Genomic DNA, 25282 nt, shown 5'->3' on the forward strand with positions numbered 1-25282 from the left:
TTTGGACAGGAACGATAGCGCAGAGCTGGGTTTGCCCTAGCAATCAACGCGGTCAAGCAGGATCATTCATGAGCATCGAGAGCAAGAGCCCATTCGACAAGGAACCGGCCGAAGGATCACGCGACATCATTGATCGCGAACTTCAGCGCGGCCACGAGGCCGACAAGAACAAGGTCGATCATCTCCCCGGCGTGAAGGTCAGCGGACAGCCTCAAGGCGGCGCGGTCGATCGCGCACGGAAGGAACGCGAGCGACGGGACGAGGAATAGCTGATCGGCCGTCAAGCCACGGGCGGCTATCTAGGAAATGCCCTGCTGGGATATCGCGTCCAACAGGTTCTGGAGCGGGTGAAGGGAATCGAACCCTCGTATTCAGCTTGGAAGGCTGCTGCTCTACCATTGAGCTACACCCGCGTTGGGGGCTCCCTAACACGGCCGGGCTGCGGTCTCAACTGCCCAGGAGGTCGCTTTCCGGCGTCTTCGGCGGCCTTGCGAACCACCCGGGTTCCTGCGGACCCGCCGCCCCTTAACAGCGGCGGGATCGCCGCCTATATTGAAGACTTCCGAAACCAACGAAAGGAGGTGATCCAGTGTCTTATCTCAAGCGCTGTCACCTCGCTGGGATCGCCCGCTAAGCTTCGAGTAGGGCTTGGCATCGGGGCGCTCTCAGCCCTGGACCAGCGAGCAAGAAATCGGGCGCGACGGGGCTTCCCCGCCGCGCCTTTTTCGTCTGTCGCCGCGGCTCAGGCGGGCGGCTCGCCGGCAAGCACCTCGCGAATCTTCTGCGACAGCTCCGCCTTGCGGTATGGCTTGAACAGCAGCGCCACGCCGGGATCGAGATGTCCGTCGTGGACGATGGTGTTGTCGGTATAGCCGGAGGTGTAGAGCACCCTCACGCCCGGCCGGCGGAGCCTGACGGCTTCGGCCAATTCATGCCCGTTCATGCCGCCGGGCATGATGATGTCCGTGAACAGCAGATCGAATCGGGCACCTTGGTCGACCAGCGTCAGCGCGGACGCGCCGTCGCTCGCAGCGAGCGTGCGGTAGCCGAGGCCGCCGAGTTGCGCGATGACATAGCCCTGGACCAGCGGATCGTCCTCCACCACGAGTATCGTCTCCCGCCCGCGCGCCGTGGCGGGCGCTTGAACCGGCGCCGTCCTGGCCACCGCCTCGCCCTTTGCCCGCGGCAGGAACAGCCGCATCACGGTGCCGCGCCCCTCCTCGCTTTCGATCGCAACAGTGCCGCCGCTCTGGCGGGCAAAGCCGTAGACCATGCTCAGCCCCAGACCGGTGCCGCGGCCGACCCCCTTGGTGGTGAAGAACGGCTCGAAAACACGCTCGCGGATATCGGCCGGAATGCCGTGACCGGTGTCGCCGACTGCAACCATCACGAAGGCGCCGCGCACGCCCTCACCAGCGGTCCCCGTGCCGTCGAGCTCGCGGTTCGCGGTTTCGAGGGTGAGCTTGCCGCCGCCCGGCATCGCGTCGCGCGCATTGACGGCGAGGTTGACGATCGCGGAGGACAGCTGCGACGGATCCACCATCGCGGACCAGGCCTCGTCGGCGAGCCGCGTCTCGATCTCGATTTGCTCGCCGAGCATCGGCCTCAGCAGCTTCGCGGTCTCGACCACGAGTGCGTTAACGTCGATCTCGCGCGGCTCCAGCGGCTGGCGGCGCGCGAAGGTCAGGAGTTGCGAGGTGATCTCCGCTCCGCGCGCGGCCGCATCATCGATCAATTGCGCGATCGCGGCCAGCTCGGGCTTGTCCGCAAGCCCCTCCTGGATGATCTCGATCGTACCGGTGATAACCGTGAGCACGTTGTTGAAATCGTGCGCCACGCCGCCGGTGAGCTGGCCGATCGCGTCCATCTTCTGGGACTGACGCAGCCGCTCCTCGATCTCGTGCTGCGCGGTGAGGTCGGTCGCGGAGCCGCGGTAGCCGAGGAAGCGTCCATCGTCGTCGAAAACCGGCTTGCCGTTGACGCTGAAATGATGCATCCGCCCGCGCGTGTCGCGTCCGCGATACTCGAATTTGCGGAACGGCTCGTGACGGTCCAGCGTCGCCAGATGCGCGCGCCATTTCTCGGCCTCGGTATCCCGATCGAGCGCAGTATCGATGCGACGCGTGCCGATCCGCACTTTGGGATCCATTCCGAAGGCAATCACCCGGTCAGAGAGATAGGTGAAACGGTGGTCCGGCCCGGTTTCCCAGAACCAGTCGGACGCAGTTTCGGCATAGTCGCGGAAACGCTCTTCGCTCGCCCGCGCCTCCGCTTCGGCGCGCCGGCGGATGGTCAAATCGCGCTCGAGATTGGCATTGGCCTCGCGCAGCTCGCCATAGGCCTGCTGGAGGTTCGCGCACATCGCGTTGAAAGCCTCGATCACCTTGTCCAGCTCGTCGGCATCGGAGGGCGGCCGGCGCTCCAGGCGTAACGGCGGTGGGGGCCGGGTCAGGCTGTATTTGCTGACGTACTCGGCGATGGCCGCAAGCGTCTCGATGTCGGTCAGACCAGGCTTCGCCGCCGTCGGCGCGATGGCGTGGCTGCGCTTGGCGTCCTCGTCAGCTGCGTTGGCCATGCACCATGTTCCCGAAATGGCGGCTCGCTGCTGCGGTCGAGCGGTTGCAGTCTCGAGCAATCCATGGGCTGAGACGCGCCCGTCTCGTCACCCGATGCAAGCGACGTCCCGTCGGCCCGCGAGCTCGAAGTCGGCAAGTCACGTCTTCCGCCCCCGCAGCGGCACTGCTGGGCAAATTATCACTGCTCGTGCTAAAATGTCATCGGTGAAAGTCCGGTATGGCTCGCGGGACGAGCGCGCAATGATCGTTGCGACCGGGTGTGCAGGCGCCAACTTTGGCGGCTAGCCGTCGCCTGCCTGTCGCTGCTCGCCACTGACCCTGCGTTGGCGCAGGACACGATCCGGCTGGCGCGCATCGCCTGCAACCACTACCTGCATGAACGTCATCGCGATCTGGTGCCTGAGGTCGGCAAGGTCATCGCCCAGATGCAGGCGAGCGGCAAGCTGGCCTCGCTGCGCGAGGCCCTGGTCAAGCCGGTCTTGAGCGGGCAATGACGAATGCTGCGTCAGCCAGCGCGAAGCCGCTCGCGCAGCGCGACGGCGGCGATCAGCATGCCGACGCACCAGGCCACGACCGCGCGGTTCGGCTCCTCGCCGAGCAGCACCGTGACCAGAGCATGATCCGGAAAGTGTGTAGCGGTTTTCCGAAAAGATCATGCTCAAACATAACCTCTCGTCAGAAGGCACGGGACGATGGCCTTGGAGGTCCGGATCATCAGCGCGAGCAGGAACGGCATCGCCGCGATCGATATCTGCGGAACGTCCATCTCGAACGCCCGCCTCGCCGCAAGGCTTCAGAAGCCGAAGAAGTTGAACGCGCGCCGCAGTTTGCCGCGCCGGCTCTCGACGATCCGCTCACCGCCGTTCTCAGCCGAGCTGCCGTAATAGCGGTGATGGCCGGCCTGGTCGTGCAGATCGGCCGGCTCCGACTGCCCTGCCCGCCGCGCGTCGCAGATGATCTTGATGGTATGACCCGACATTGCCGCCTCCAGCAAAGAACTTGTTGTTTATGGTCCATCAGTCGCGACCAGTTCCGGCGGCGTTCACATGGGCGAGGGCGCAATCGGGTTTCAGAACGGTTTCGCCGCTTGCGGGCCACGCAATATTTTGCTTCGGAAGTGTCGGCACGGGCCGCCGTGCCACGTCCTCAGGACTTGCGCAGAAACAAAAGCAGAAAACAACGAGGTGACGATGCTGTACGCCATCCTGGCCTATCACGTGGAAGACGAGGTCCTGTCCTGGACGGCGGAGCAGGACGCCGCGGTCGTCGCCAAGGTCATCGAGGTTCAGGCGCCGCTGCGGGCCAGCGGGCAGTTTGGTCCGGCGGCCCGGCTGGATGAGACCCGCAAGGCCCGGACCTTGCGCGGCCCCGGCGCGGGAATGGTGCTGGACGGGCCGTTTGCCGAGACCAAGGAGCAGCTTCTCGGCTTCCACTTGATGCAATGCGCCACCGAGGAGGAGGCGATCGAAGCGGCGCGGAAGCTGCGCGCGGTCAATCCGACGGCGGTGTACGAGATCCGCCCGGTCAAGCTTTACGTGCCGGCCGATGGGTTCGGCGCGACATAGAAGCGCTGGATCAGGAGGCCGCCAAAGGCAAAACACCAGATGTAGGGCGCGATATGCGGCGCAAACGCCGCAACGATGGTGCCCGGGATGAACACGGCGACCGGAAACAGCGAAGCCATGATCTCGCGGCCCCAGCCGCGCAGGATGGTCCACCACAGCAAGGCATTGAGGCCGCCGATCGTGGTCAGGTGCAGGCCGTAGAGCACCGCCACCGCGCTGCTCATGGCGTAGTTGGTGTAGAGCCCGTTGGTGACCGGCAGCAGCACGATCGAGAGCAGGAAGAAAAGGTTGAGGACCACCATGCCACGGCTGCCGACGGGCTGACGTGCCAGCCGGCGGTGATGGCTGATCCAGAACACCCCGGCGATGATGAAGCTGAGCGCGAAGCCGGCAAGCTTGCCGGAATACACCCGCGCGAGATCGTTCCAGTCGGGTGCGCCACTGAACACTGCCGCCTTCGGCAGGTCGTAGGCCAGCAGCGTCATGGCGACGCCGAAAATGGTGTTGCTGAGCGACTCCAGCCGCCGCATCTCGAATTGTTCGGGCTTGAGCTCGGTCATCTCGCCATGGGGTGCTGGAACCAAAGGGCCGTCATCCCCCTAAATCCTAATTCCAGTTCCGTCCAGCCGCATTGCGATTCGCCCCGGGATCGCCGAGTCTCATCCTTTCACCGGGGCGATTCGTGGCGACATATCTGGACACGCTCAATGCGGAGCAGCGCCGCGCCGTCGAGCATGGCGTGGCCGACGGCGCAATCGTGGGCGGCCCCCTGCTCGTCATCGCCGGTGCCGGCTCCGGCAAGACCAACACGCTCGCCCACCGCGTCGCGCATCTGATCGTCGCAGGCGCCGATCCCCGCCGCATCCTGCTGATGACGTTCTCCCGACGCGCGGCGGCGGAGATGGCCGGCCGGGTCGAGCGCATCGCGCGCAAGGTGCTGGGCGAGAACAACGCCGCAATCATGCGCGATGCGCTGACCTGGGCCGGCACCTTCCACGGCATCGGCGCGCGGCTGTTGCGCGAATATGCCGAGCGGATCGGGGTCGATCCCGCCTTCACCATCCATGACCGCGAGGATTCTGCCGACCTGATGAACCTGGTCCGGCACGAGCGCGGCCTGTCGAAGACCGAGAGCCGCTTTCCGGCCAAGGGCACCTGCCTGTCGATCTATTCCCGCTGCGTCAATGCCGAGATGGAGATCGAGAAGGTGCTCGCCCAGCATTTTCCCTGGTGCGCGGGCTGGGCCGCCGAGCTGAAGGGTCTGTTCGCCGCCTATGTCGAGGCCAAGCAGGCCCAGCACGTGCTCGATTACGACGATCTGCTGCTGTATTGGTCGCAGATGATGGGCGATGCGCTGATCGCTCAGGAGATCGGCGGCCGCTTCGACCACGTGCTGGTCGACGAATATCAGGACACCAACCGTCTGCAATCCTCGATCCTCTTGGCGCTCAAGCCCGACGGCCGCGGCCTCACCGTGGTCGGCGACGACGCGCAGTCGATCTATTCGTTTCGCGCCGCCACCGTGCGCAACATCCTGGACTTTCCGCAGAGCTTCTCGCCGCGCGCGGAGATGATCACGCTCGACCGCAATTACCGCTCGACGCAGGCGGTGCTGTCGGCGGCGAACGGCGTGATCGGCCTCGCCCGCGAGCGCTTCACCAAGAACCTCTGGACCGACCGCACCTCAGGTCAGAAGCCGCAGCTCGTCACCGTGCACGACGAGGCCGACCAGGCGCGCTACATCGTCGAGGCGGTGCTGGCGAACCGCGAGCAAGGCGCGCTGCTCAAGCACCAGGCGGTGCTGTTCCGGACGTCCTCGCATTCGGGTCCGCTGGAGATCGAGCTGACCCGCCGCAACATCCCCTTCGTCAAGTTCGGCGGCCTGAAATTCCTGGATGCCGCGCATGTCAAGGACGTGCTGGCCGTGTTGCGCTTCGCCGAGAATCCGCGCGACCGCGTCGCCGGCTTTCGCATCCTGCACCTGCTGCCGGGTATCGGGCCTGCGACCGCACAGCGCGTGCTGGACCAGATGGCGGAGAGCACCGACCCGCTTGCCGCGCTCGGCCGGCTGCCGGGGCCGGCGCGCACCGGCGAGGACTGGACCTGTTTCGTCCGCACGGTCGAAAACCTGCGCTATTCGGAATGGCCCGTCGACCTCGAACGGGTGCGGCTCTGGTACGAGCCGCATCTCGATCGCATGCACGAGGATGCCGAGACGCGCCGCGCCGATCTGATGCAGCTCGAGCAGATCGCGAGCGGCTATGCCTCTCGCGAGAAATTCCTGACCGAGCTCACGCTCGATCCGCCGGATGCGACCAGCGACAAATCAGGGCCACCCCTGCGCGACGAGGATTACCTGATCCTCTCCACCATCCACTCCGCCAAGGGCCAGGAGTGGAAATCGGTGTTCGTGCTCAACGTCGTCGACGGCTGCATGCCGTCCGATCTCGGCGCCGGCACCAGCGCCGAGCTCGAGGAGGAGCGCCGCCTGCTTTATGTCGCGATGACCCGCGCCAAGGACGATCTCCACCTCGTCGTGCCGCAGCGCTTCTTCGTGCACGGCCAAGCCGCCAGGGGCGACCGCCACGTCTACGCCTCGCGCACCCGCTTCATCCCGGAGCAATTGGTCTACCTGTTCGAGCGCACCGCCTGGCCGAAGGCCGCAAGCGGTGCCGCGCGCAGCGCGGCGCAGGGGCCGAAGATCGACATCGGGGCGCGGATGCGGGGGATGTGGCGGTAGACACAAGAGGCTAGTGTCCAGACCTGTCAGGATAACTGGAACAACAGAGGTCCGACATGAAAGCCGTTGTCGTCGAGCAATACGCCCCCATCGATCAGATCGAGCTGAAGGACGTACCGCCTCCGTCCATGGAGGCGGGACAGCTGCGCATCCGGGTGGAAGCTGCCGGGATTGGCTTCGTCGACGGTCTGAAGATCGAGGGACGCTACCAGACCAAGGACCCCCTCCCCTTCATTCCCGGCACGGAATTCGCGGGTGTGGTGACGGACGCGCCCGGCGCACCGGGCGGCTACCAGCCCGGCATGCGCGTGATGGGCATGACGCGATCGGGCGCACTGGCCGAAGAGATCGTCGTTAGGCCTGAAGCGGTCCATCCCCTGCCGGATGGCGTCGCAGCCGAGGTCGCCGCCTCGTTTCGCGCCAATTACCTGACGGCCCTTTATGCGCTGGGCGCGCGCGCTTCGCTGGCCGCAGGCGAGCAGCTTCTCGTGCTGGGTGCCGCCGGCGGCACTGGGATTGCGGCCGTCCAGATCGGAAAGCTGCTCGGCGCCCGCGTGATCGCAGCGGCGTCGACGCCGGACAAGCGCGAGTTCGCGCAGGCGCATGGCGCCGATGCAGTGATCGATTATACGCAGGCCGGCTGGCGTGACACGCTCAAGGACTTGACGGCAGGACACGGCGCCGACGTGATCTTCGACCCCGTTGGCGGCGAGATCTCGGTGCAGGCCTTTCGCTCCATCGCCTGGCGCGGCCGTCATCTCGTGGTCGGCTTTGCCGCCGGCACCATCCCCGCGCTGCCGTTCAATCTACCGCTGCTGAAAGGCGGCGCTCTGCTCGGCGTCGATCTTGCGCAGATTCCAACGCGCGAGCCCGATGTGCAGAAGCGCCTGATGTCACAATTGACGGACTGGCTTGCCGATGGCCAGTTGAAGCCCGTGGTCGGCCAAGTCTTCGCCTTCGAGGATTTCCGCGCGGCATTCAAGACGATGCAGACGCGCGCTGCGCTCGGCAAGATGGTGGTGCGCATCGGGCGATAAGATCCACAAACGGAAACCGAGCATTTCCGCACGTGCGCTTGTGACCGGGCTGCGGTCCCTTAGATGTGGCCGATCCTCCCACAGAGACTTGATCGATGACCGCACCGCTCGAATTCGGACTGGATACCTTTGGCGACGTCACAAGAGATGCGTCCGGCGACATGATTCCGCATGCGCAGGTGATCCGCAACGTGGTCGACGAAGCGGTGCTGGCGGACGAGCTCGGTCTCGATTTCATCGGTCTCGGCGAGCATCACCGCGCCGATTTCGCGATCTCCTCGCCGGAGACCGTGCTCGCGGCGATCGCATCGCGCACCAGGCGCATCCATCTCGGCTCGGCCGTGACGGTGCTGTCTTCGGACGATCCCATCCGCGTGTTCCAGCGCTTTGCCACGCTGGATGCGGTCTCGAACGGACGCGCCGAGGTTATCCTCGGCCGCGGCTCGTTCACCGAATCCTTCCCGCTGTTCGGCTTCGACCTGCGCAAATATGAGGAGCTGTTCGAGGAGAAGCTCGATCTGTTCGCCGCGCTCTTGTCGCAGCAGCCGGTCACCTGGCAAGGCAAGCTGCGTCCGCCGCTGAAAGATCAGCTGGTCTATCCGCCGGTCGAGAACGGCAAGCTGAAAACCTGGATCGGCGTCGGCGGCAGTCCGCAATCGGTGGTGCGCGCCGCGCATTACGATCTGCCCTTGATGCTGGCGATCATCGGCGGCGATCCAGCGCGCTTTGCGCCCTATGTCGAGCTCTATCATCGGGCCTTCAGGGAGTTCGGTCGCCCGGCCCAGCCGATCGGCGTGCATTCGCCGGGCTACGTCGCCGAGACCGACGCGCAGGCGCGCGAGGAGCTCTGGCCCGACTACAAGGCGATGCGCGACCGCATCGGCAAGGAGCGCGGCTGGCCCCCGATGGGACGCGACGAGTTCGTCCATGAGGCCGAGCACGGGTCGCTCTATGTCGGCGCGCCGGAAACGGTGGCGCGCAAGATCGCGAAGACCGCGAAGGCGCTCGGCATTTCGCGGTTTCAGTTGAAGTATTCGGCGGGGCCCTTGCCGCACGAGAAGCTGATGCGGAGCATCGAGCTTTACGGGCGGAAGGTGGTGCCGATGGTGCGGGAGATGATGGGGTAGCGGGCTTGAGAAACAGTCCCAGTCCGCCTACGCCCTGCGGGCTACGGCGCGACAGCCTTCGCTCACTTCGCGCCACGAGCACTTATGCTGGCTTGCCTAGCCGTAGCTCGCGAAGCGAGCGAAGGCTGGTGGGGGAGGCAGGACTCGAACCTGCGAAGCCATGAGGCGGCTGATTTACAGTCAGCTCCCTTTGCCACTCGGGACACTCCCCCGCTCGACGGCAGCACAATCGGGCCGGACCTTGCCGGCGGACCGAAGACGGCCATGGAACGTGAAGGCCGCGGCAACCCGTATCGGGGCGCGACCGGGCGCGTTTATGGGCGAAGCGGTGGGGCAAAGTCAACCGAGGCAAGCAGCTAAAATCGCCCTCGAAGCCACTCAAATTGCCATATTGGGGTCCCCGTGACACAAGCGAGCCCATGAAGGACAAAAAATTCGCCCCGAGGGGCCCCCGCAGGGGGGCTAAGCCCTTCAACAAACCAGGGAAATCGACCGGCCGGCCGGCTTGGCGCGAACGCGATTCGCACCCCGACGGGCCCGTCATTCTCTATGGCTGGCACACCGTCACCATGGCCCTCGCCAACCCGCAGCGGCGGATCCGCAAGCTGACGTTAACCGAGAACGCCGCGCGGCGGCTGGCGGACGAAAACATCGCGACCCGCATCGCGCCCGAGATCGTCCGTCCCCAGGAGATCGACCGCCTGCTCTCGCCCGACGCCGTGCATCAGGGCCTGCTCGCCGAGGCCGATCCCCTGCCCTCGCCGGACATCGAGACGCTCAAGCAGGAAGGCATGGTGCTGGTGCTCGACCAGATCACCGATCCGCACAATGTCGGCGCCATTCTGCGCTCTGCAGCGGCCTTCGCGGTGAAGGCGATCGTGACCACCGCGCGTCACAGCCCCGAGGCGACGGGCGTGCTCGCCAAGGCCGCCTCCGGCGCGCTGGAGCTTGTGCCTGTCGTCACGGTGCAAAATCTCGCCCGCGCCTTAACGGCGTTGAACGAGCGCGGCTTCCAGACCGTCGGTCTCGACAGCGAAGGTACCGAGGACCTCTCGAACGTCACACTGCGCGAGCCGCTCGCGCTGGTGCTCGGCGCCGAAGGCAAAGGCTTGCGGCAATTGACGCGCGAGACCTGCAGCGTCGTGGCGCGGCTCGACATGCCCGGCGAGATCAAGAGCCTCAACGTCTCGAATGCGGCCGTACTCTCGCTCTATGTCGGCGCGAGCCGGCTGGGGCTGATGAAGCGCTAGCGCTTTAGGCGCCGCGCATATCCGGACGATGCTAGACTACGCCTGTTTTGCCCGACGGATCAATCGAAGTCTCTGTTTTTCCGAAATTTGGGGTTCGAACAATGAGCTAATGAGCGATGCTCGCTCATCTCGGGCACATTGCGCTTCAAGTCCTTGATTTCACTGTTCCCGGCTACTGTGCATGGGGTTGTTTTGAAGAGAAAGCAAAACGCCCGTCCGCATCACGCGAACGGGCGCTTCGCAAATCTCAACCGATCAGAGATCAGTAATAGCGGCGCAGCACGCGGTGACCGCCATAATAGCGCGGTGCATGGCGGTGGGCGTAGCCGTAACGGTGAGCATGGCCGTAGTGCACGCGCGGCAGATAGCCGTAGCGCGGGCCGTAGCCGTAGCGATAGGGACGGAAGTACGGGCGGCGATAGGGATAAGCGGCCGGCGGTGCGACCGCAGCGGCACGATAGCCATAGCCATAGCCGTAATTGGCGGGCGCGACGACCGCGTCCTCGCGGTAGGTCGGATACGGCGCGAAGGCGCCCGGGCCGGTATAGGTCGGCCCCTGGTTGACGTAGTAATACTGCGTGGTCGGCTCGGCGAGACGCTCATAGGCGCCGTAGCCGTAGCCGTAGCCATACCCGTATCCGCCGCATCCGGTGTTGCAGCCGCTATAGACCGGTGCCACCGGCGCGCACGTGCTGAAGCCGCAGGCCGCGGCCGGCGCGGTGGCGGCGAACATCACGGCAGTTGCCGCGACCAGTCCCGAAATCATCTGACGCATTACTCTCTCCTGTTGATTTCCGTTTTTGGTTTTCACGTTTCTCAACCCGGCGGCCTGCCGGGTATCTCTGTGCGCGGCCGCGGCCGCGGTGGCCGAGGACGGTCGTTGATCTCGGGCGCGTAGATCACCGGCGGCGGATCGATAGGCGGATCCATCTGCGCCGGCAGCGGCGCGGACGAGGCACCCCAGCTCTGGTGGTAGCTCTCGGCGGGCTTGGGCAATTTGCGGTTCGCCGGCGGCTCGACCTCGAGCCGGCCGTAGCCTGGCCGCAGGCCCAGCGTCGGATAATAATGGCCGACGTTGTCGGGCTGCCGCTCGGCGATATAGCGTCCGCCATAGATCGTGGGCTGCACCTGCTGGCCCTTGCCGAGGCCCCAGGTGCCCTCGACGACGGCATAGGACGCATCGATGTTGTTGATGATTACAGGCACGCCGGGACGGCCGGGAACGACGATCTCGAAGCCGGCTGCAAACGCGGTTGCAGGCAGTCCGATCAGAAAGGCGGCGAGCGCCACGGCACGCATGAGGAGACCCCGGTTATCCGGGCGCAACCTAACCGATCGCGACGCAGAGAGAGTTAAGGCCTGCTCACCAAATTCCGGTAAGCCTAACGTGCAAGGATTGCGCGCCGCTCAAATGTTGCACGGCGAGCTAGTGAAGTGTTAACGGCGCGGAACCCCGCGGCTGGAACAGCGTACTGCTCACATCGGTTTGACGGCTCGCATCCGAAAAATCCCAAGGTTGCATCGGAACGTCCTGCGCCGTCAGCGTTTAGCTCCTGTCCACAAAATGGGAGCGAACAACCATGACCATCAAGCTTCTCGGGGCCACGGCGATCGCAGCGACCATGCTGGCAGGCTCTGCCATGGCGCAGACCGTCGTCACCAATCAGGGCCGCTGCTCGGCGCAATTCCCGAACGCCAATTGCCAGACCTTCGGACCGGGACAGGCCACCACCGAGAGCGGCTACCGCCACCGCCGCGCGGCCTATCGCCAGACCAACCGCGACTGGAATAACGACTGGAACAGAAGCCCCACTGGCTTCTGGCCGACCGACGTTGCGGCGGGCGCTGTCGGGACGGCGGCCGGCGTCGCGGGCGCCGCGATCGGCACCGCCGGCGCGATTGCCACCGCCCCATTCCGAGGTTGGGACAATTCCTACGCCTATGACAATTCGTGGGACCGCGGCTGGGACAATCGTAGCTGGGACAGGCGCACCTATGCCCAGCGCAACGGCTTCGTCTGTACGCCCGGCACGTACTTCAAGGGCGCAGACGGCCGCCGGCAGCTCTGCCAGTAAGCCGGCTTGAGCCGAACGCGACACATCGGGCGGCCCGCGCGGCCGCCCCATTCACGTCCTGCGACGACGACCTCCCGGTTCTGGCACTTTCCGATCAAGTCTGGTATTGCGGCGCGCACGGGTAGACGGGGCCCGGCGCGAGCCGAGCTCTGCCCTGCCTCTTGAGGCATCGCCGGCTTAGCTCAGCGGTAGAGCAGCGGTTTTGTAAACCGAAGGTCGGGGGTTCAATCCCCTCAGCCGGCACCAGCTTCTGACGCGAAGCTATTCTCCGGCAGCTCATCCAGCCGCCAGAGCCCGAGGCTCTTGTCGCGCCAGCCGCCACCGCCCTCCTCGCAACGCTCGTCGATCAGTGCCTGCGGTGCCGGCCAGCCGAACGGCGCTTTCTCCATGTTGAGCGCGCGCCAGTCGCCATCCTCGCAATCGTGATTGTAGTCCCACTCCGGAAAGGTCGTGACGAGCAGGAAGCGCGCGCCGCTCATCCGAAATTGCACGAGGGCGCGATAGATGTTCGCAAAGCTCAGATGCACCAGGCAATCCCGGCAGAGAATAACGTCGGCGTGCGGCAGCGCATCGCGCGTGATGTCAGCGACGAGAAACCGACCGAACGAACCGTCGGCTGCGACACGCCGGCGGTTTGCATCGATCAGCGACGGTACGATGTCGATGCCGGTGTAATCGACATCGAGCTTGAGCCGGCCGATCCAACCTGCATCGCCGCAGGGCGCATCGAGCAGCGAGCGCGCGCCGAGCCGTTGCAGCAATGCAGGCAGCGCCTCCTGGATTGCGGCTGTGGCGACATCCTCCGAGCCGAGGCCGGACACCGAAGTGGCCGCGCCCCAGAGGTTGGTCCGCTCGATCCGCGCGAACCGTGCGGCGAGATCCAGCCCTGAGAAATTGTCACGGTCGGCAACGAAGCGTTCGTGCGCAAGCACGGGGGGACGATCGGCGGTCATTGGGCGAGCCTTTTGCGGCGCGGGTACACTATACAATCCGGCCGAACTGTTCGAAATTGCCTGGCAGCGAACCTACGCATGTTATTCGTCTCGTCGAGACGATGCGCTCCACCACGCCCAAAGAGAAGGCCAAGATCGTCGCCGGCGCGGTGACGGCCGTCGTCACGACGGCCATGCTGTTCGTGCTTGCGCTCGGCCTTGTGCTGTCGCACTAGGCGCGATCTAAAGCCCCCCGTTTTCGCATCGAAAATCGCCGGCCCGGAACCGGCTCCGGCGCCAGCCGTTGTCAGCGCATGCGGATCCGGGAAGAAAACCGAAACATGATTCTGCTGGCGACGGTGACGCTGTGCTGTAGCGCCGTGGCCGGGACGTTGGCGCTGTTCGAGCCGGCGCCGGGACGGACGCCCGATAAGCTGGTCGCCGATAGGGCCGTGATCGAGCCCACTCCGCGCACGCCAGCTCAGATCCCGGTTCGGGTGGTCGGCGCGCCCTTCGAGCCCAACGTCAATCCGCGCGAGCGGTAGCGCTCACCTCGGCGAGGCCTTGCTCACCTCGGCGAGGCCTTGCTCACCTCGGCGAGGCCTTGGCGCCCTCCTCGGGCCGGCCGTGGACACGCGCCAATTCCTCGACAAACGCGATCACCTCCGCCCGCTTGTCGGGCGGCAGCGTCAGGAACGCGCGGATGAGCCTCAGGCCCTCCGCCTCGTTCGGTCTTTCTTTCGATGCATCCATCTGCCCAGTGTCGGGCTACCGGGAAAAATATGCAACCCTTGCAAACAGCCTTGATTCGAAGCAGCCGCTTTGCTGGAATACGCGCGGCTGAGGTGGATCATGAAATGGATCAGGGAGCGCGACGCACTGATCGCGCAGACGCTGGCTTTCGTCCAATCGGTGACCGGCAGGAAGGATGACGTCCTTCAGCCGGAGGCGCCCGCATCTGGCCCGGCCGTCGCGATGGAGATCGTCACCGTGGAGGCGGTCACCGTCGAGATCGAACCGCCGCAAGCCCCCTTTCCGCCGCGGCCCGCGCCTCTGCCGACGCGGACGAGCGGCGAATTCCGTGCCGAGATGCAGGCCCGCATCGCCAATTTCCGCAAGCACCAGGAGCGCTTCGAGCGCGAACGTGAGGAATATTGTGCGGCGACCCTGACCAAATTGCGTGCAGCCATCCGCGACGCCTCAGGTCCGCCGGCCGAATAAGGCCCGGCCAGGGCCCTACAGCCAGGACCCTACAACCACGACCAGACCAGCCAGAGATTGGCCGCGCAGGCGCCGAACAGCGCCAGCGTGAGCGGCAGGAGCATGTGCCCGCAGGATGTGTTCAGGTCGCTCGTCATGGCCGAAAACATCCGCTGATTCCGGCCGAAGAGTCCCAGGATTCTTTTTTCCGGGATTCAGGACTCGTTAAGGACTCAAGGGCCGTCCACGACGATCACGGGCGCGTGATCGGGCGGGTGGCCGGAACCCTCCCCCCGTAAGCTCGTTAACGGGCATTCCTGGAGTCGGGATGCATGCCCTACGCCCTCTTCTGCAATGACGCCCAAATCAGCAAGTCCTATCCGAGCGAGGCCGACGTCTGGAAGCTCGCCGAGCGGAGTGGTCTCGTCGTGGACGTGACGGCGGACGACGAGCGGCCGGGACCGCGCCGGGTGCTCGACAATGATTACAAGATCGAGCCGTGCCAGGCGGCTCAAGGCGAGGACCCCGCCAAGAACAAGGCGGAGGCCGATCGGCAGTCCAGAATGGAGCTCGAGCTGAATTCCTGAGCTCCGGCACGGAGCCGGAGCGAAAGCTCAGGGGGTGGCCGCCACAAGCGAGGCTTGCTCGCCCGGCATCGTTACGCAGGCCTTGCGGCGGTGCAGCCCGCGGATGGCGCCGGTGACCTTCATGACCTTGCCCGACGGACATGAAGCGTCCTTGACGAAGGCAACTTCGTACGGTGCCAACATCAGAGGCTCGGATCTGAGGATTGTCTGTGCAGAGCACGGCAGGCAGCCGAAGAACGAGAGCACCACTGCCGACACCAAGATACGCATGTCCGTCGTCCCACCTGCCCGGTAATTGTCATATAACGCGTTCCGGAGCGCGAGTTCCGTAAACCGCAAAAATTATTTTTGCTTTACGCCAGCCCCATGACGCGCGTGAGAAGGCGCGCCAGCATCGTTTGCAAGCAAATGACGCGCCAAATGGTTCACGGAATGCAAAGAAAGCAGGCGCCGGAGGCGGCAGGCCGGCAAACGAAAGGCCGGCGGAGCCGGCCTTTGTCAGGTCTTGGAGGTTCAGGTCTTGGATCTTCAGGTCTTGGATCTTCAGATCTTGGGTCGGCGCTGACCGTCAGTACCGCGAGGCGGCCGGGCCGCCCCAGCCGAAGCGATAGTTCACCCCGGCCTTGACGGTATGCTCGTCCTCCCGGCCACGAACGCCGACGATGTCAGCCGGGCCGGAGGTGAAGGTCGTGCTGCCGAAATTGTAATATTGATACTCGGCCTTGGCCGACCAGTTCGGCGCGAACATGTATTCGAGGCCGGCGCCGACCGTATAGCCGTCCTTGTTGTTGCCGGTGGTGGTGAAGGCCTGCGGCACCCCGGCGATGTTCACGCCAAGGCCGTTATTCCGCCAGGCATAACCGCCCTTGGCGTAAAGCAGCGTCGGTCCCCAAGTGTAACCGATGCGACCGGTCACCGACCCGATCTGGTCGGTGCTGGATGTCACCTGCGTGCCCAGCGGGAAGATGGCGCCATTGTTGTTGGTCGGCAGCCAGGAATACTGGGCCTCGATACCCACCACCCAGTTGGGCGCGAACTGGTAGTCGAAGCCGCCCTGCACGCCGCCCAGGAAACGCGCGTCGCTCGACTGGAAGCTGTTGTCGCCAGCAAACGCGCCGCCGAGATGGCCACCGATATAGAAACCGGTCCAGTTATAGATCACCTGCGGCGGCGTGACCGGAGCCTTGGTATAGGCGCGCGGCTGCATGTCGGCCGCTACGGCCGGCGCAACCAGCACCAGCAGAGCTGCTGCACCCAGCAAGATCGACTTCATGATCATCCCCGTTCTTTCATTACGACACTCGGGAAACAACGTGGCGTGAATTGGGTTGCTTCGCGGCAATGCCGGAACGTTGATCGTTCGTGACTGTGACGGCGTGGCAACAACACGAATTTGTTCCGTCAATTCGGCTGCGCAAGGCCGCCGCCACGATTTGTCGCAAGACGAAACCACCCCGTTCAAAGCTCGCCGAAATGTGATCCAGCGGCTCCGGCTCCTTCTGTCTAACACCGGGCGATAAAGGCTGCCTTTGCGCTACCGCGTCATCTTTTCCAGTTCCGGAAACGGTGCGTAAACCGCACCGGCGCAGAGATCGCTGGTCTGGTCGACCACGCGGTCCGCCCGGCCGTTGACGAAGATCACGGCCCGCTCGCGCATGCCCTTGTAGCTCCCATCCGTCTCGCGCGGGGTGAAGTGCAGGCAGCTCACATAGAACTGCCGGCCGCCGACCTCGCGCTGCACCGGCTCGGCCATGGCGGCATTGCGCACGCCGACCGGATTGTTGAGGTAGGCCCGCATCAACGCCACCGTGTCGTTCCGGAAATTGTCGGGAAACGGCTGCGGCCCGCCGGCCTGGGTCCCGCCCATGAAAGTCGGACGGTCACTGTCGCTGCCGAAACATGCCGCAAGCGCCAGCGGCAACGCCAGGATCACCGCACATCTCGCCAATCGCCCCACAGGCCCCGCTCTCCGCTCGAACAGATCAGGAGACGTTCTAGCCCCAAGCCGGGATGAAGGGAATTCGCTTGCAGCGGCGCAAACAGCGCACCGGCCAGCCGCCGACATCTCGGGCTTCCGCCCGAGGCGTGGCAACGGGCCGGGCCTGACGTCCGCGCGCGGCGGCGGGCAATGCCAGGGATGCCGCCGCGCGCGATCAGTCGTCAGTTGCGCTTGTCAGACGTCGCGGGCTTGGTCACATCCGGCTGCGCCTTCTGCGACTCCTTGGCCGTGACCTGCTTGTCGTGATGGCGATGCTTGCTCACGCTCTTGTGCTGGTCGGTGGTGACCGCGGCATTGGCGTCCATTGCCTTCGACTTGCCATCCACCTTGGCGTCCGTCTTGACATCGGAAGCCTTCGCGTCCGTCGTCTTCACGTCCGTCTTGGCGTCGGTCTTGGCGTCGGCCTTGACGCCGGCTTCCGGTTTTGCGGCAGTGGTCGCCGCCTTGGTCTGGCTCTGGTCGGCCTTGATCACCGGCGCGGCTGTGGTGGTCTTGCCGGCCTCGGCGGCGAACGCCGGGGCTGCGATCACGGAGGTTGCGAGCAAGGCTGCAGAAATGGTCTTCAACATGGTGGTCTCCTCTTGGAAGGATCATCAGGCGGCGCCCTCTCGACCCATCGATCGTGGGAAGGAACATAAGCGGGGTGCACTGAACCCAATCTGAAGCCCCTTGCAGGCTTCCGTTCATCTCGATGACACGTTTGTCATCCACGGCCGGGCGAATAGATCGTGCGACGCGGGAATGTTTTTGCCCGAGAGGTGTTCCGGTCTTCGGGCAATCGTGTAGGATCGCCACGTTCCATACCGGAGAACTTAGATGCGCAAACTCTCAATGCTCGTTGTGCCGGGACTCGTCGCTATGACACTGGCGGCCGCGCCGGTGCTGTCCAGCGCGTATGCCGCCGCCGGCGACGACCCTTCGTCGCCGCCGAAATCGGACACCTCGACCAAGAAGGGCAAGAAGAAGAGCTCTTCCGTCAGCGACCCCAAATTCCTCGCGGCCTACCGCACCGCCTACGCCGCGATCTACGACAAGCACGATTACAGGGGCGCGATCGACCAGCTGAAGTCGCTCAAGCGCAACGACGTCGCCGACGTCGCCAACCTGATCGGCTACTCCTATCGCAAGCTCGGCGACTACCAGTCTTCGAAGGTCTATTATGAGCTGGCGCTGAAGGACGATCCGAATCACGTCCGCACCTGGCAATATTACGGCCTCTGGCAGCTCGAGCAGGGCAACCGCGAGCAGGCGCAATACCACCTCGACAAGATCGCCTCGCTCGCCGGCACCGGCAGCTCGGAATATCGCTCGCTGGCCGAAGCGCTCGACAAGCCGACCGGCGCGACGCTCGTCTACTGAAGGCATCGCATCTTCGAACGACGCGAACGGGCACAACCTTTCAGGTTGTGCCCGTTCTGCTTTCTCGGCTAGCTTTCGCACCGACCTCCCTCGCAAACCGGTAGCGCAATGGATACGTGGCTGCGATCCGCGATCGACTACATCGGCTCCTGGATCGAATACCAGCTGACGACGATCCAGCAGCCGGGCGTCATCGTGGCTTTCGCTCATCGCGGCGAGGTCGTCGCCGAGCATGCGTTCGGCCTCGCCAATCTCGACACCGGCGAGAAGCTCACCCCGCGCCATCGCTTCCGCATCGCCTCGCACTCCAAGAGCTTCACCTCGGCCGGCATCATGAAGCTGCGCGAGCAGGGCAAGCTCCGGCTCGACGACCATGTCGGCCGATATGTCGGCGGCCTCGATCGGCGCGTCGCCGAGACCACGATCGCGCAAGTGCTGTCGCACAGCGCGGGGCTGACGCGCGACGGCGCCGATTCCGGCCAGTTCATCGACAGCCGCCCCTATCTCGATGCCAAGGAGCTGCTTGCAGAATTGAAGCTGCCGACCGCGATCGACTCCGGCACACGCTTCAAATATTCCAATCACGGCTTTGGCCTGCTCGGCCTCTTGATCGAGGCTGTTGCGAAGGAGCCCTACTCCGTCTGGATCAAGCGCGAGATCATTGCGCCGGCCGGCCTGCGCGAGACCGAACCGGACGCACCGCTTCCCAAGGGCGCAGCCTTCGCGCGCGGCCACACGCGAAGAGTGCCGTTTGGCGAGCGCTGCGTGATCCCCGGCGACAATCCCGCACATGCAATGGCATCTGCCGCAGGCTTCGTCGCCACCTCCGCCGACACCGCACGCTTCTTCGCGCAGCTGGCGCCCAACGCGAAGAAGAGCGTGCTGTCGGTCGCGAGCCGCCGTGAGATGACGCGAAATCATTGGCGCATCCCGCAGAGCGTCGAGGCCTATTACGGCTTGGGAGTCAATGCCGGCAAGACCGACGGCTGGGACTGGTTCGGCCATGGCGGCGGTTTCCAGGGCTATATCTCGCGGACCTGCTCCATTCCCGCTTGCGAGCTCGCAATCAGCATCCTCAGCAACTCGATCGACGGCGCGGCGCCGTTCTGGATGGACGGCGCGATGCAGATCCTGCGCGTCTTCCAGACCCGCGGCGCACCCGACCGGCGCCTTCGCGACTGGACCGGGCGCTGGTGGACGATCTGGGGCGCGACCGATCTCGTCCCCGCCGGCGACCGCGTGCTCGTCGCCAACCCGCAGTTCAACAACCCGTTCATGGATGCCGCCGAAATCGAAGTGACCGGCCGCGACACCGGCAAGCTCGCCTGGGCTGCCGGCTATTCCAGCCACGGCGAGCCGGTGCGCCGGGTCCGTGACAAGCGCGGCAAGGTCAGCGACATCTGGATTGCCGGCGCGAACGTGAAGCCAAAAAAAGTCGTCGCACGCGAGATCGCGCGCCGGTATCCGCCGCGCAAGCGCCGGCCTACTCCCGAATGAGCGCCTCGACCTCGCTTCGGAACGCCTGCCGCGATCCGTCGCGCGAATAGAACATGTGGCCGCCGGGATAGACCACGAACTTCACGCGCTGCGTCACGAAGGCCGGCAACTGGTCGAGCACCCGCCTCGTTGCGAAATAGGGCGTGGCGAGATCGAACAGGCCGTGCGTGACCAGCACGTTCAGCTTCGCATCGGTGGCGAGGATCTGGCGCAGCTCGGAGACCGATTGCGGCGGGTTGATGCCGCGGCCGAAATCCCATTGCCCTTCGACAGCACCGTTCAGGACTTCATATGAGCCGCCGGGCCGCCAGTTGAGCTTGCGCGAGAGCACGTCGACCGCGGCGCTCGTCAGCGGTGCCTGGAGCGCATCGCCGGAGGGATCGCCGAAGCGCGAGCTGCTCGAGTCCGGATAGGGATCGAAGCCGCGCACCGAGGCATCGTAGCGTCCGGTCACCTTGCCGTTCTTGCGGTCGAATTCGCGGCGGAATTCACCGACGTCGAAGCGGCCGGCGAGGCGGCGGCTCACCGCCTGGTCGATGCCGGTGAGTTCGGCGACCTTGTCGGCCAGACGCGTGGTTGCCTCCTTGTCCGCCTCGCCTTTGACGAGGTCGGTCAGGAATTCGCCGCGCGCGTAAGCTTCGACGTCGGCGAGGTCGGCGCGCTTGACCGGACGTTTCGCTTCGCGCGCCACTGCCACGTAGCTCGGCAGCGTCGCGACATATTGCAGGAGGCTCGTGCCGGTGAACTCGCGGAAATCCAAGAGCGGCGAGACCAGGATCAAGCCCCTGACGCCGACGCCGTGCTGGAGCTGCAACTGGCGCAAGACCTTGGGGCCGCGAATGCCGCCATAGCTTTCGCCGGCGACGTATTTCGGCGAAGTCAGCCGCTCGTGCTTTTCGAGCCAGCGTCGGATCACGAGCGCGATCGAGTTGGCGTCGCCGTCGACGGAGTAGAACGATTTGCGGGCATCCTCGCCGCTCGCCACGAAGCGGCTGTAGCCGGTGCTGACGGGGTCGATGAAGACGAGATCGGTGAAATCAAGCCAGGTCTCCGCGTTCGGCTTCACCTCGGGCGAGGCCGACGGCGACAGGGCCTCACCATCGAGCGGCAAGCGCCACGGCCCGGCCGCGCCGAACTGAAGCCAGGCCGAGGACGCACCGGGCCCGCCGTTGAACAGGAACGTCACCGGACGCGTGGCGCGCTCGGCACCGTCGAGCTGGTAGGACGTATAGGCGATGTCGGCCAACGGCTCGCCTTTGCCATCGAACACGCGGATCGACCCGGCGGTGGCCGTGAAGTTGAGGGTCCGGCCGGGCAGATCGAGCGTCTGCTTCGTGGTCGAATCCGGCGGCAGACGGTGCGGCTCGGCCGCGGACGACGACGTCTGCGGCGCGCCTTGCGCGGCACCGCCGCGCCCACCCTTCTGTCCGGCCGGCGCGGCCGCCTCGGAGCGCGGCTGCGGCGCATCATCTGCGTGTGCAAGGCCGGCGAACGCGAAAGCCGACACCGCCAACACCAGGCCCGCGCGGCGGAGCGCCGGCAAAGTCGTGACCATGATCATCCTCCGTGTCCGGCCGTGACCGCCGGGGAGTCAGAAAGGTAGCGCCAAATTACGACGGTTTGGGGAATCGTTGGCGGTGCGGGCCCTGAAGCGGCCGGCCGGGTTCAAATTGCCCGGTTCTGTGCTTAAGTCCGGTTGGACCGTCCCCATTAGCTTTGGTGGGCGGTCATCCTCGACAATACGGGCCTACCTCGTATAGACGAGCCCGGCGGAACCTTCCTCGACCCAGCGGCCCTGCCGAGAAGCCATGACCAAGCCTGCGCGATACGACCGGATCGCCTTCGTCGCCAGCCCGAGCAACGAGGCGCAAGCCGCCTTTGGCCAGCTGACCAGGGACTATGGCAATTGCGATCCCGATGAGGCCGACGTGGTCGTCGCACTCGGCGGCGATGGGCTGATGCTGCAGACGCTGCACCACCATATGCGTACGGGAAAGCCGATCTACGGCATGCACCGCGGCACGGTCGGCTTCCTGATGAACGAGTACTCGACGCATGATCTGCGCCAACGGCTCGAGACGGCGCATGAATCCGAGATCAATCCGCTCCTGATGCGCGCGACCGACGTCAACGACCGCGTTCACCTGCACCACGCGATCAACGAGGTCTACTTATTCCGCCAGACCTCCCAGGCGGCGCGCTTGCGGATACTTATCGACGAGCGCGAACGCATGCCGGAGCTGATCGCCGATGGCATTATCGTCGCGACGCCGGCAGGCTCGACGGCCTATAACCTCTCCGCCCAAGGACCCATCCTCCCAATCAACGCCGCCCTGCTGGCGCTGACGCCAATCAGCGCCTTCCGGCCGCGGCGCTGGCGCGGCGCCCTCCTGCCCAATACCGCCTATGTCGTGATCGAGGTGCTGGAAGACGACAAGCGCCCCGTCGCAGCGGTCGCCGACCACGAGGAGGTGCGCAGGGTCCGGCGCGTCGAAGTGCTTTCGGACAAGAGCATCTCGATGCGGATGCTGTTCGACCCTGGCCACAGCCTGGAAGAGCGTATCCTGCGGGAGCAGTTCGGCTACTGAGCGTCCTGCCGCCCCACCCCTGGCCGCAACCCTTCGTTAACTCCCGGCACGATATGGTTAACGAAGGTTGACCCGCTTTTGGCCCGGGCGTCATGTTCCGTATCGACTTCAACAAGCTGCGCTTCCTCGTCTGCGACGACAATCCGCACATGCGCCGCATCCTGCGGACGCTGCTGCATTCGTTCGGCGCGCGCGAGGTCTATGAGGCCGAGGACGGCGCCACGGCGCTCGAAATGTACAGCCATTACGTGCCCGACATCGTCATCACCGACTGGGCCATGCCGATCTTCGACGGGCTCGAGCTCGCGCAGATGATCCGGCAGCCGGAATCCAAGGGCAATCCCTATGCACCGATCATCATGCTGACCGGACATTCGGAGAAACGTCGCGTCACGGTCGCGCGCGATGCCGGCGTCACCGAGTTTCTGGCCAAGCCTATCTCGGCCAAGGGGCTCTATCAGCGCATCCTCAACGTCGTCGCCAATCCCCGCCCCTTCATCAAGACCAAGACCTATTTCGGCCCCGACCGGCGCCGCAACACCAACTCCGCCTATATGGGCCCGGAGCGCCGCGTCGGCGAAAAGCACGAGGTGCTGCAGCAGCCCTCGCTGCTCGACAAGGCCCGCTCCACCATCTAGCGCAACCGCTTCAGACGAGGCAGGCATCATGGCGAAGAACAGCGCAAAGGACATCGAGGTCAAGGCCTTCGCCACGCACCAAGTCATCACGCAGCCCAATCCGCTGCGCAAGGTCCTGCGCCGCGTCGAAGAAAAAGACCTCGACGACCCGGTCGTCCGCGCCGAGCAGGCGCTCGCGAGCCTCTCCGGCGAGTTCAAGGACTGGATGGCGATCGAGGCCCAGCGACTGTCCGCCGCCTGGACGGCCGTGCAGAACGACGGCTTCATGAAGAAACTACGCGACGAGCTGTTTCACGCCGCGCATGACATCAAGGGGGATGCGGCGACATTCGGCTTTCCTTCAGCCGCAGCCATCGCCGAAAGCCTGTGCCGCGTCATCGAGCACGCGCCCGACCTGGAAAAGGTGCCGGCCGAGCTGTTCACGCACCACATCAACGCCATTCTCGCCATCGTACACGAGAACACCAGGCTGGACAGGATCAGCGTCTCGGCCGAGCTCAGCCGCCGCCTGCGCAAGGTCGCCGACGATTATCTTGCCCACGTCAACCGCGACCGCCCCGAGCATCTCGAGGTGATCCTGGCGCCGAGCATCGCGCCGGGGGAATAAGGCTTCACTCTCTCCTCTCGTCATTGCGAGCGCAGCGAAGCAATCCAGACTGTCCCCGCGGAGGGATTCTGGATTGCCTCGCTGCGCTCGCAATGACGGAGCCTGTCTCTTCCGGCCCGCCTTGTCGCGAGCTTCGAACTACGCCGCAATCAGATCGTCATAGAGCGGATCGACCACATCATCCGCGACAATCTCGTCGCAGAACAGCCGTGCCTCTTCGCGCGCGGACTCGGTGGCGAAGCGGCGCAGCAGGACCATGAGCGGCTCGGTGGCGCCGCGATCGGATTCGCAATGGGTGAGCACGCGTTCGACCATGCGCCGGCGCAGCCGCACCGCGCCGTCGTCGCTATCGACGAAGCCCTGCTCGTGGCAGGCATCGAGCGCGACCTGGAACGCCGCAAATGTCGCCTCCGGAAGCCCGGCGCGACGGAGCAGCGCGTGCACGCTGTTGCCGCCGCGCTCGTGCAGCAGCGCCGAGACGCGCGCGAGCGGCAGATCGGCGAGCTCGGCGAGTGCCGCATCGAACAAGCCCAGATTGCCGGACAGTAGTGCGCGCAGGATCAGGCCCGCGGTCAGCTGGCCGGTGATGCGCAAATGCCGGACCAGGCCCTGCATGTCATCGCCGCGCGATCGCGCCGCGATGTTCATGGTGGAGCGATCGCGCGCCTCGATGGTGATGCGGTCCGCGCGCTCGGCGCTCAGCCAGTTCCGCGCCACGACGAATTGCGCCAGCGTCTCGGAGAGCTTTGCCACCAGCGCAGCACGCGTTGCGGCCGGCAGATCCTCCAGCACCAGCATCGCCTCGCGGATCGCGGCGAGATGACCGTGACGCTCGACGATCCGGTCCCAGGAGAACGGGGCGAGCTCGGCATGGGGATTCTCGATCAACTCCAGCGCGGCAGCCGCGCAGCCGACTTCGGCGATCGCGGCGCACACCGACACCGGCAATGCGATGCGGCGGGCGACTGCGCATTGCACCTCCTCGCCGCCGGTCGCGACGATGTCGACGAGATCGGCGTCGATCAAGAGCGGGGAATGTTCGAGCACCGGCAGCGCTACCGTCGGCTGATCGGCCGACAGCGCCCGCACGATTGCGGCCGGCGCGTCGAGGCTGCGGGCAAAGGCTTCGGCCATCGCCTGCCGGACCAGCGGCGAGGCATCATCGAGCAGCATCAGAAGCGCGCCTTCGGCGGCGATGCGATCGTCTGCAGAAAGGTCCGAGATCAGCCAGGCCCGGGCAAGCGCCCGTGTTGCCTCGGCCCGCTCGCCTGCGGGCGCCGTCCTGATCCAATGAATGAACTGCCGAACAATCATGCTGCTTCCGGCTTACACAACAAACGAAAAACGATGACGCTCGTCACCTGCAACACAAAATAAACCACGACGCTTAACAAAGCGTTCACCATAACTGGCTGGTTTTGTTGATGATTTGTTAAGGGAACAAAGCCGCCACGCGCGGCACACGCGACGAGCTCTCGCTGATCCTCCGTCATTGCGAGCGCAGC

27 protein-coding genes, 3 tRNA genes and 3 pseudogenes are annotated in these 25282 nt (G+C 65.2%); 17 read left to right on the forward strand and 16 right to left on the reverse strand.

Translation table 11 applies throughout. The annotated features are described in order from the left end of the window. Positions 1-68: 68 nt before the first annotated feature. Entirely contained in the window at positions 69-269 is a 201-nt protein-coding gene (locus I6F09_RS05665) for a hypothetical protein (RefSeq protein WP_225187641.1), read from the forward strand. A gap of 70 nt (positions 270-339) precedes the next feature. Here I6F09_RS05665 and I6F09_RS05670 read toward each other — a convergent pair. Further along, a tRNA-Gly gene (locus tag I6F09_RS05670) sits at positions 340-413 on the reverse strand. A 329-nt stretch (positions 414-742) separates the two neighbouring features. After that, a pseudogene (locus I6F09_RS05675) lies at positions 743-2488 on the reverse strand (ATP-binding protein); the annotation flags it as partial. A gap of 453 nt (positions 2489-2941) precedes the next feature. Between I6F09_RS05675 and I6F09_RS05680 the strand changes: the two are divergent. Next, a pseudogene (locus I6F09_RS05680) lies at positions 2942-3070 on the forward strand (ABC transporter substrate-binding protein); the annotation flags it as partial. Between the two features lie 11 nt (positions 3071-3081). Here I6F09_RS05680 and I6F09_RS05685 read toward each other — a convergent pair. Then, positions 3082-3342, reverse strand: a pseudogene (locus I6F09_RS05685) (hypothetical protein). A 27-nt stretch (positions 3343-3369) separates the two neighbouring features. After that, positions 3370-3555 carry a hypothetical protein gene (locus I6F09_RS05690; protein ID WP_036010865.1) on the reverse strand — a complete coding sequence of 62 codons (186 nt, stop codon included), beginning with the start codon at positions 3553-3555 and terminating at the stop codon, positions 3370-3372. Between the two features lie 211 nt (positions 3556-3766). Between I6F09_RS05690 and I6F09_RS05695 the strand changes: the two genes are divergently transcribed. Further along, positions 3767-4141 (forward strand): YciI family protein, encoded by a 375-nt coding sequence (locus tag I6F09_RS05695; protein ID WP_036010863.1) that lies wholly within the window; start codon positions 3767-3769, stop codon positions 4139-4141. On the opposite strand, the gene I6F09_RS05700 is transcribed toward I6F09_RS05695, so the two are convergent. Further along, positions 4108-4701 (reverse strand): TMEM175 family protein, encoded by a 594-nt coding sequence (locus I6F09_RS05700; RefSeq protein ID WP_036010860.1) that lies wholly within the window; start codon positions 4699-4701, stop codon positions 4108-4110. The two genes, I6F09_RS05695 and I6F09_RS05700, sit on opposite strands and share 34 nt — an antisense overlap. Before the next feature lie 122 nt (positions 4702-4823). Here I6F09_RS05700 and I6F09_RS05705 point away from each other — a divergent pair, with 122 nt between their 5' ends. The 3 genes from I6F09_RS05705 to I6F09_RS05715 all read left to right on the forward strand — a co-directional run bounded on the left by I6F09_RS05705 (position 4824) and on the right by I6F09_RS05715 (position 9045). Beyond that, positions 4824-6881, forward strand: coding sequence for an ATP-dependent helicase (locus I6F09_RS05705; protein WP_225187642.1), 2058 nt, complete (start codon positions 4824-4826; stop codon positions 6879-6881). A 56-nt stretch (positions 6882-6937) separates the two neighbouring features. Continuing rightward, complete coding sequence (locus tag I6F09_RS05710) at positions 6938-7918, forward strand: NADPH:quinone oxidoreductase family protein (protein WP_225183301.1); 981 nt, start codon at positions 6938-6940, stop codon at positions 7916-7918. 95 nt (positions 7919-8013) lie between these two features. Next, a complete protein-coding gene (locus I6F09_RS05715) occupies positions 8014-9045 on the forward strand; it encodes an LLM class flavin-dependent oxidoreductase (protein WP_225187643.1) in 1032 nt (343 codons plus the stop codon). A gap of 126 nt (positions 9046-9171) precedes the next feature. On the opposite strand, the gene I6F09_RS05720 is transcribed toward I6F09_RS05715, so the two are convergent. Then, positions 9172-9257: transfer RNA gene (locus I6F09_RS05720), tRNA-Tyr, on the reverse strand. Between the two features lie 207 nt (positions 9258-9464). Between I6F09_RS05720 and rlmB the strand changes: the two genes are divergently transcribed. Then, complete coding sequence (gene rlmB, locus I6F09_RS05725) at positions 9465-10295, forward strand: 23S rRNA (guanosine(2251)-2'-O)-methyltransferase RlmB (protein WP_036010853.1); 831 nt, start codon at positions 9465-9467, stop codon at positions 10293-10295. 262 nt (positions 10296-10557) lie between these two features. On the opposite strand, the gene I6F09_RS05730 is transcribed toward rlmB, so the two are convergent. Both I6F09_RS05730 and I6F09_RS05735 read right to left on the reverse strand, forming a co-directional pair. After that, positions 10558-11070, reverse strand: coding sequence for a hypothetical protein (locus I6F09_RS05730; protein WP_036027703.1), 513 nt, complete (start codon positions 11068-11070; stop codon positions 10558-10560). A 41-nt stretch (positions 11071-11111) separates the two neighbouring features. Continuing rightward, complete coding sequence (locus I6F09_RS05735; RefSeq protein WP_225187644.1) at positions 11112-11594, reverse strand: hypothetical protein; 483 nt, start codon at positions 11592-11594, stop codon at positions 11112-11114. A gap of 281 nt (positions 11595-11875) precedes the next feature. Between I6F09_RS05735 and I6F09_RS05740 the strand changes: the two genes are divergently transcribed. Both I6F09_RS05740 and I6F09_RS05745 read left to right on the forward strand, forming a co-directional pair. After that, a complete protein-coding gene (locus tag I6F09_RS05740) occupies positions 11876-12370 on the forward strand; it encodes a hypothetical protein (RefSeq protein ID WP_057029593.1) in 495 nt (164 codons plus the stop codon). A gap of 171 nt (positions 12371-12541) precedes the next feature. Continuing rightward, positions 12542-12616 (forward strand) — tRNA-Thr (locus I6F09_RS05745). Here I6F09_RS05745 and I6F09_RS05750 read toward each other — a convergent pair. Then, positions 12604-13323, reverse strand: a complete 720-nt coding sequence (locus I6F09_RS05750; protein WP_225187645.1) for a class I SAM-dependent methyltransferase — start codon at positions 13321-13323, stop codon at positions 12604-12606. The two genes, I6F09_RS05745 and I6F09_RS05750, sit on opposite strands and share 13 nt — an antisense overlap. A 320-nt stretch (positions 13324-13643) precedes the next feature. On the opposite strand from I6F09_RS05750, the gene I6F09_RS05755 reads away from it, so the two are divergent. Continuing rightward, a complete protein-coding gene (locus tag I6F09_RS05755; protein ID WP_192893169.1) occupies positions 13644-13847 on the forward strand; it encodes a hypothetical protein in 204 nt (67 codons plus the stop codon). 43 nt (positions 13848-13890) lie between these two features. On the opposite strand, the gene I6F09_RS05760 is transcribed toward I6F09_RS05755, so the two are convergent. Further along, positions 13891-14055, reverse strand: coding sequence for a hypothetical protein (locus I6F09_RS05760; protein WP_167361680.1), 165 nt, complete (start codon positions 14053-14055; stop codon positions 13891-13893). A gap of 99 nt (positions 14056-14154) precedes the next feature. Between I6F09_RS05760 and I6F09_RS05765 the strand changes: the two genes are divergently transcribed. Both I6F09_RS05765 and I6F09_RS05770 read left to right on the forward strand, forming a co-directional pair. Continuing rightward, positions 14155-14523 (forward strand): hypothetical protein, encoded by a 369-nt coding sequence (locus tag I6F09_RS05765; RefSeq protein WP_036010583.1) that lies wholly within the window; start codon positions 14155-14157, stop codon positions 14521-14523. A gap of 311 nt (positions 14524-14834) precedes the next feature. After that, a complete protein-coding gene (locus I6F09_RS05770; protein ID WP_036010552.1) occupies positions 14835-15089 on the forward strand; it encodes a hypothetical protein in 255 nt (84 codons plus the stop codon). 27 nt (positions 15090-15116) lie between these two features. Here I6F09_RS05770 and I6F09_RS05775 read toward each other — a convergent pair whose 3' ends face one another. From I6F09_RS05775 to I6F09_RS05790, 4 genes are all read right to left on the reverse strand, one after another. Beyond that, on the reverse strand, positions 15117-15359 hold the full coding sequence (locus I6F09_RS05775) for a DUF6719 family protein (RefSeq protein WP_036010549.1): 243 nt from the start codon (positions 15357-15359) through the stop codon (positions 15117-15119). A 298-nt stretch (positions 15360-15657) separates the two neighbouring features. Further along, positions 15658-16362: an outer membrane protein gene (locus I6F09_RS05780; RefSeq protein ID WP_225187646.1), complete on the reverse strand. Its 705-nt coding sequence runs from the start codon at positions 16360-16362 to the stop codon at positions 15658-15660. A gap of 261 nt (positions 16363-16623) precedes the next feature. Beyond that, positions 16624-17019 (reverse strand): hypothetical protein, encoded by a 396-nt coding sequence (locus I6F09_RS05785; protein WP_036010577.1) that lies wholly within the window; start codon positions 17017-17019, stop codon positions 16624-16626. A 230-nt stretch (positions 17020-17249) separates the two neighbouring features. Continuing rightward, the gene (locus tag I6F09_RS05790; RefSeq protein ID WP_109143320.1) at positions 17250-17657 is read right to left on the reverse strand and encodes a hypothetical protein; all 408 of its coding nucleotides are present in this window, start codon (positions 17655-17657) and stop codon (positions 17250-17252) included. A gap of 247 nt (positions 17658-17904) precedes the next feature. Here I6F09_RS05790 and I6F09_RS05795 point away from each other — a divergent pair, with 247 nt between their 5' ends. Both I6F09_RS05795 and I6F09_RS05800 read left to right on the forward strand, forming a co-directional pair. Beyond that, positions 17905-18447, forward strand: a complete 543-nt coding sequence (locus I6F09_RS05795; protein ID WP_225187647.1) for a tetratricopeptide repeat protein — start codon at positions 17905-17907, stop codon at positions 18445-18447. Positions 18448-18555: 108 nt separating this feature from the next. Further along, the gene (locus I6F09_RS05800; RefSeq protein WP_225187648.1) at positions 18556-19944 is read left to right on the forward strand and encodes a serine hydrolase domain-containing protein; all 1389 of its coding nucleotides are present in this window, start codon (positions 18556-18558) and stop codon (positions 19942-19944) included. Here the strand turns inward: I6F09_RS05800 and I6F09_RS05805 are convergent. Then, positions 19931-21499, reverse strand: a complete 1569-nt coding sequence (locus I6F09_RS05805) for a peptidase S10 (protein WP_036027728.1) — start codon at positions 21497-21499, stop codon at positions 19931-19933. The two genes, I6F09_RS05800 and I6F09_RS05805, sit on opposite strands and share 14 nt — an antisense overlap. A gap of 253 nt (positions 21500-21752) precedes the next feature. Between I6F09_RS05805 and I6F09_RS05810 the strand changes: the two genes are divergently transcribed. From I6F09_RS05810 to I6F09_RS05820, 3 genes are all read left to right on the forward strand, one after another. Continuing rightward, positions 21753-22532, forward strand: a complete 780-nt coding sequence (locus tag I6F09_RS05810; protein ID WP_036010536.1) for an NAD kinase — start codon at positions 21753-21755, stop codon at positions 22530-22532. Positions 22533-22624: 92 nt separating this feature from the next. Next, positions 22625-23170: a response regulator gene (locus I6F09_RS05815; protein ID WP_011088265.1), complete on the forward strand. Its 546-nt coding sequence runs from the start codon at positions 22625-22627 to the stop codon at positions 23168-23170. 28 nt (positions 23171-23198) lie between these two features. Further along, positions 23199-23777 (forward strand): Hpt domain-containing protein, encoded by a 579-nt coding sequence (locus I6F09_RS05820; protein ID WP_225187649.1) that lies wholly within the window; start codon positions 23199-23201, stop codon positions 23775-23777. A gap of 138 nt (positions 23778-23915) precedes the next feature. On the opposite strand, the gene I6F09_RS05825 is transcribed toward I6F09_RS05820, so the two are convergent. Further along, entirely contained in the window at positions 23916-25091 is a 1176-nt protein-coding gene (locus I6F09_RS05825; RefSeq protein WP_225187650.1) for a DUF2336 domain-containing protein, read from the reverse strand. Positions 25092-25282: the final 191 nt, after the last annotated feature.

The organism is Bradyrhizobium sp. IC3195, assembly GCF_020193585.1.
GTDB classification, from domain to species: Bacteria; Pseudomonadota; Alphaproteobacteria; order Rhizobiales; family Xanthobacteraceae; genus Bradyrhizobium; species Bradyrhizobium yuanmingense.

Coding starts and splice junctions, on each gene's coding strand:
- I6F09_RS05665 (WP_225187641.1), top strand. CDS start 69: ATGAGCATCGAGAGCAAGAGCCCATTCGACAAGGAACCGGCCGAAGGA.
- I6F09_RS05690 (WP_036010865.1), bottom strand. CDS start 3,555: ATGTCGGGTCATACCATCAAGATCATCTGCGACGCGCGGCGGGCAGGG.
- I6F09_RS05695 (WP_036010863.1), top strand. CDS start 3,767: ATGCTGTACGCCATCCTGGCCTATCACGTGGAAGACGAGGTCCTGTCC.
- I6F09_RS05700 (WP_036010860.1), bottom strand. CDS start 4,701: ATGACCGAGCTCAAGCCCGAACAATTCGAGATGCGGCGGCTGGAGTCG.
- I6F09_RS05710 (WP_225183301.1), top strand. CDS start 6,938: ATGAAAGCCGTTGTCGTCGAGCAATACGCCCCCATCGATCAGATCGAG.
- I6F09_RS05715 (WP_225187643.1), top strand. CDS start 8,014: ATGACCGCACCGCTCGAATTCGGACTGGATACCTTTGGCGACGTCACA.
- rlmB (WP_036010853.1), top strand. CDS start 9,465: ATGAAGGACAAAAAATTCGCCCCGAGGGGCCCCCGCAGGGGGGCTAAG.
- I6F09_RS05730 (WP_036027703.1), bottom strand. CDS start 11,070: ATGCGTCAGATGATTTCGGGACTGGTCGCGGCAACTGCCGTGATGTTC.
- I6F09_RS05735 (WP_225187644.1), bottom strand. CDS start 11,594: ATGCGTGCCGTGGCGCTCGCCGCCTTTCTGATCGGACTGCCTGCAACC.
- I6F09_RS05740 (WP_057029593.1), top strand. CDS start 11,876: ATGACCATCAAGCTTCTCGGGGCCACGGCGATCGCAGCGACCATGCTG.
- I6F09_RS05750 (WP_225187645.1), bottom strand. CDS start 13,323: ATGACCGCCGATCGTCCCCCCGTGCTTGCGCACGAACGCTTCGTTGCC.
- I6F09_RS05755 (WP_192893169.1), top strand. CDS start 13,644: ATGATTCTGCTGGCGACGGTGACGCTGTGCTGTAGCGCCGTGGCCGGG.
- I6F09_RS05760 (WP_167361680.1), bottom strand. CDS start 14,055: ATGGATGCATCGAAAGAAAGACCGAACGAGGCGGAGGGCCTGAGGCTC.
- I6F09_RS05765 (WP_036010583.1), top strand. CDS start 14,155: ATGAAATGGATCAGGGAGCGCGACGCACTGATCGCGCAGACGCTGGCT.
- I6F09_RS05770 (WP_036010552.1), top strand. CDS start 14,835: ATGCCCTACGCCCTCTTCTGCAATGACGCCCAAATCAGCAAGTCCTAT.
- I6F09_RS05775 (WP_036010549.1), bottom strand. CDS start 15,359: ATGCGTATCTTGGTGTCGGCAGTGGTGCTCTCGTTCTTCGGCTGCCTG.
- I6F09_RS05780 (WP_225187646.1), bottom strand. CDS start 16,362: ATGAAGTCGATCTTGCTGGGTGCAGCAGCTCTGCTGGTGCTGGTTGCG.
- I6F09_RS05790 (WP_109143320.1), bottom strand. CDS start 17,657: ATGTTGAAGACCATTTCTGCAGCCTTGCTCGCAACCTCCGTGATCGCA.
- I6F09_RS05795 (WP_225187647.1), top strand. CDS start 17,905: ATGCGCAAACTCTCAATGCTCGTTGTGCCGGGACTCGTCGCTATGACA.
- I6F09_RS05800 (WP_225187648.1), top strand. CDS start 18,556: ATGGATACGTGGCTGCGATCCGCGATCGACTACATCGGCTCCTGGATC.
- I6F09_RS05805 (WP_036027728.1), bottom strand. CDS start 21,499: ATGGTCACGACTTTGCCGGCGCTCCGCCGCGCGGGCCTGGTGTTGGCG.
- I6F09_RS05810 (WP_036010536.1), top strand. CDS start 21,753: ATGACCAAGCCTGCGCGATACGACCGGATCGCCTTCGTCGCCAGCCCG.
- I6F09_RS05815 (WP_011088265.1), top strand. CDS start 22,625: ATGTTCCGTATCGACTTCAACAAGCTGCGCTTCCTCGTCTGCGACGAC.
- I6F09_RS05820 (WP_225187649.1), top strand. CDS start 23,199: ATGGCGAAGAACAGCGCAAAGGACATCGAGGTCAAGGCCTTCGCCACG.
- I6F09_RS05825 (WP_225187650.1), bottom strand. CDS start 25,091: ATGATTGTTCGGCAGTTCATTCATTGGATCAGGACGGCGCCCGCAGGC.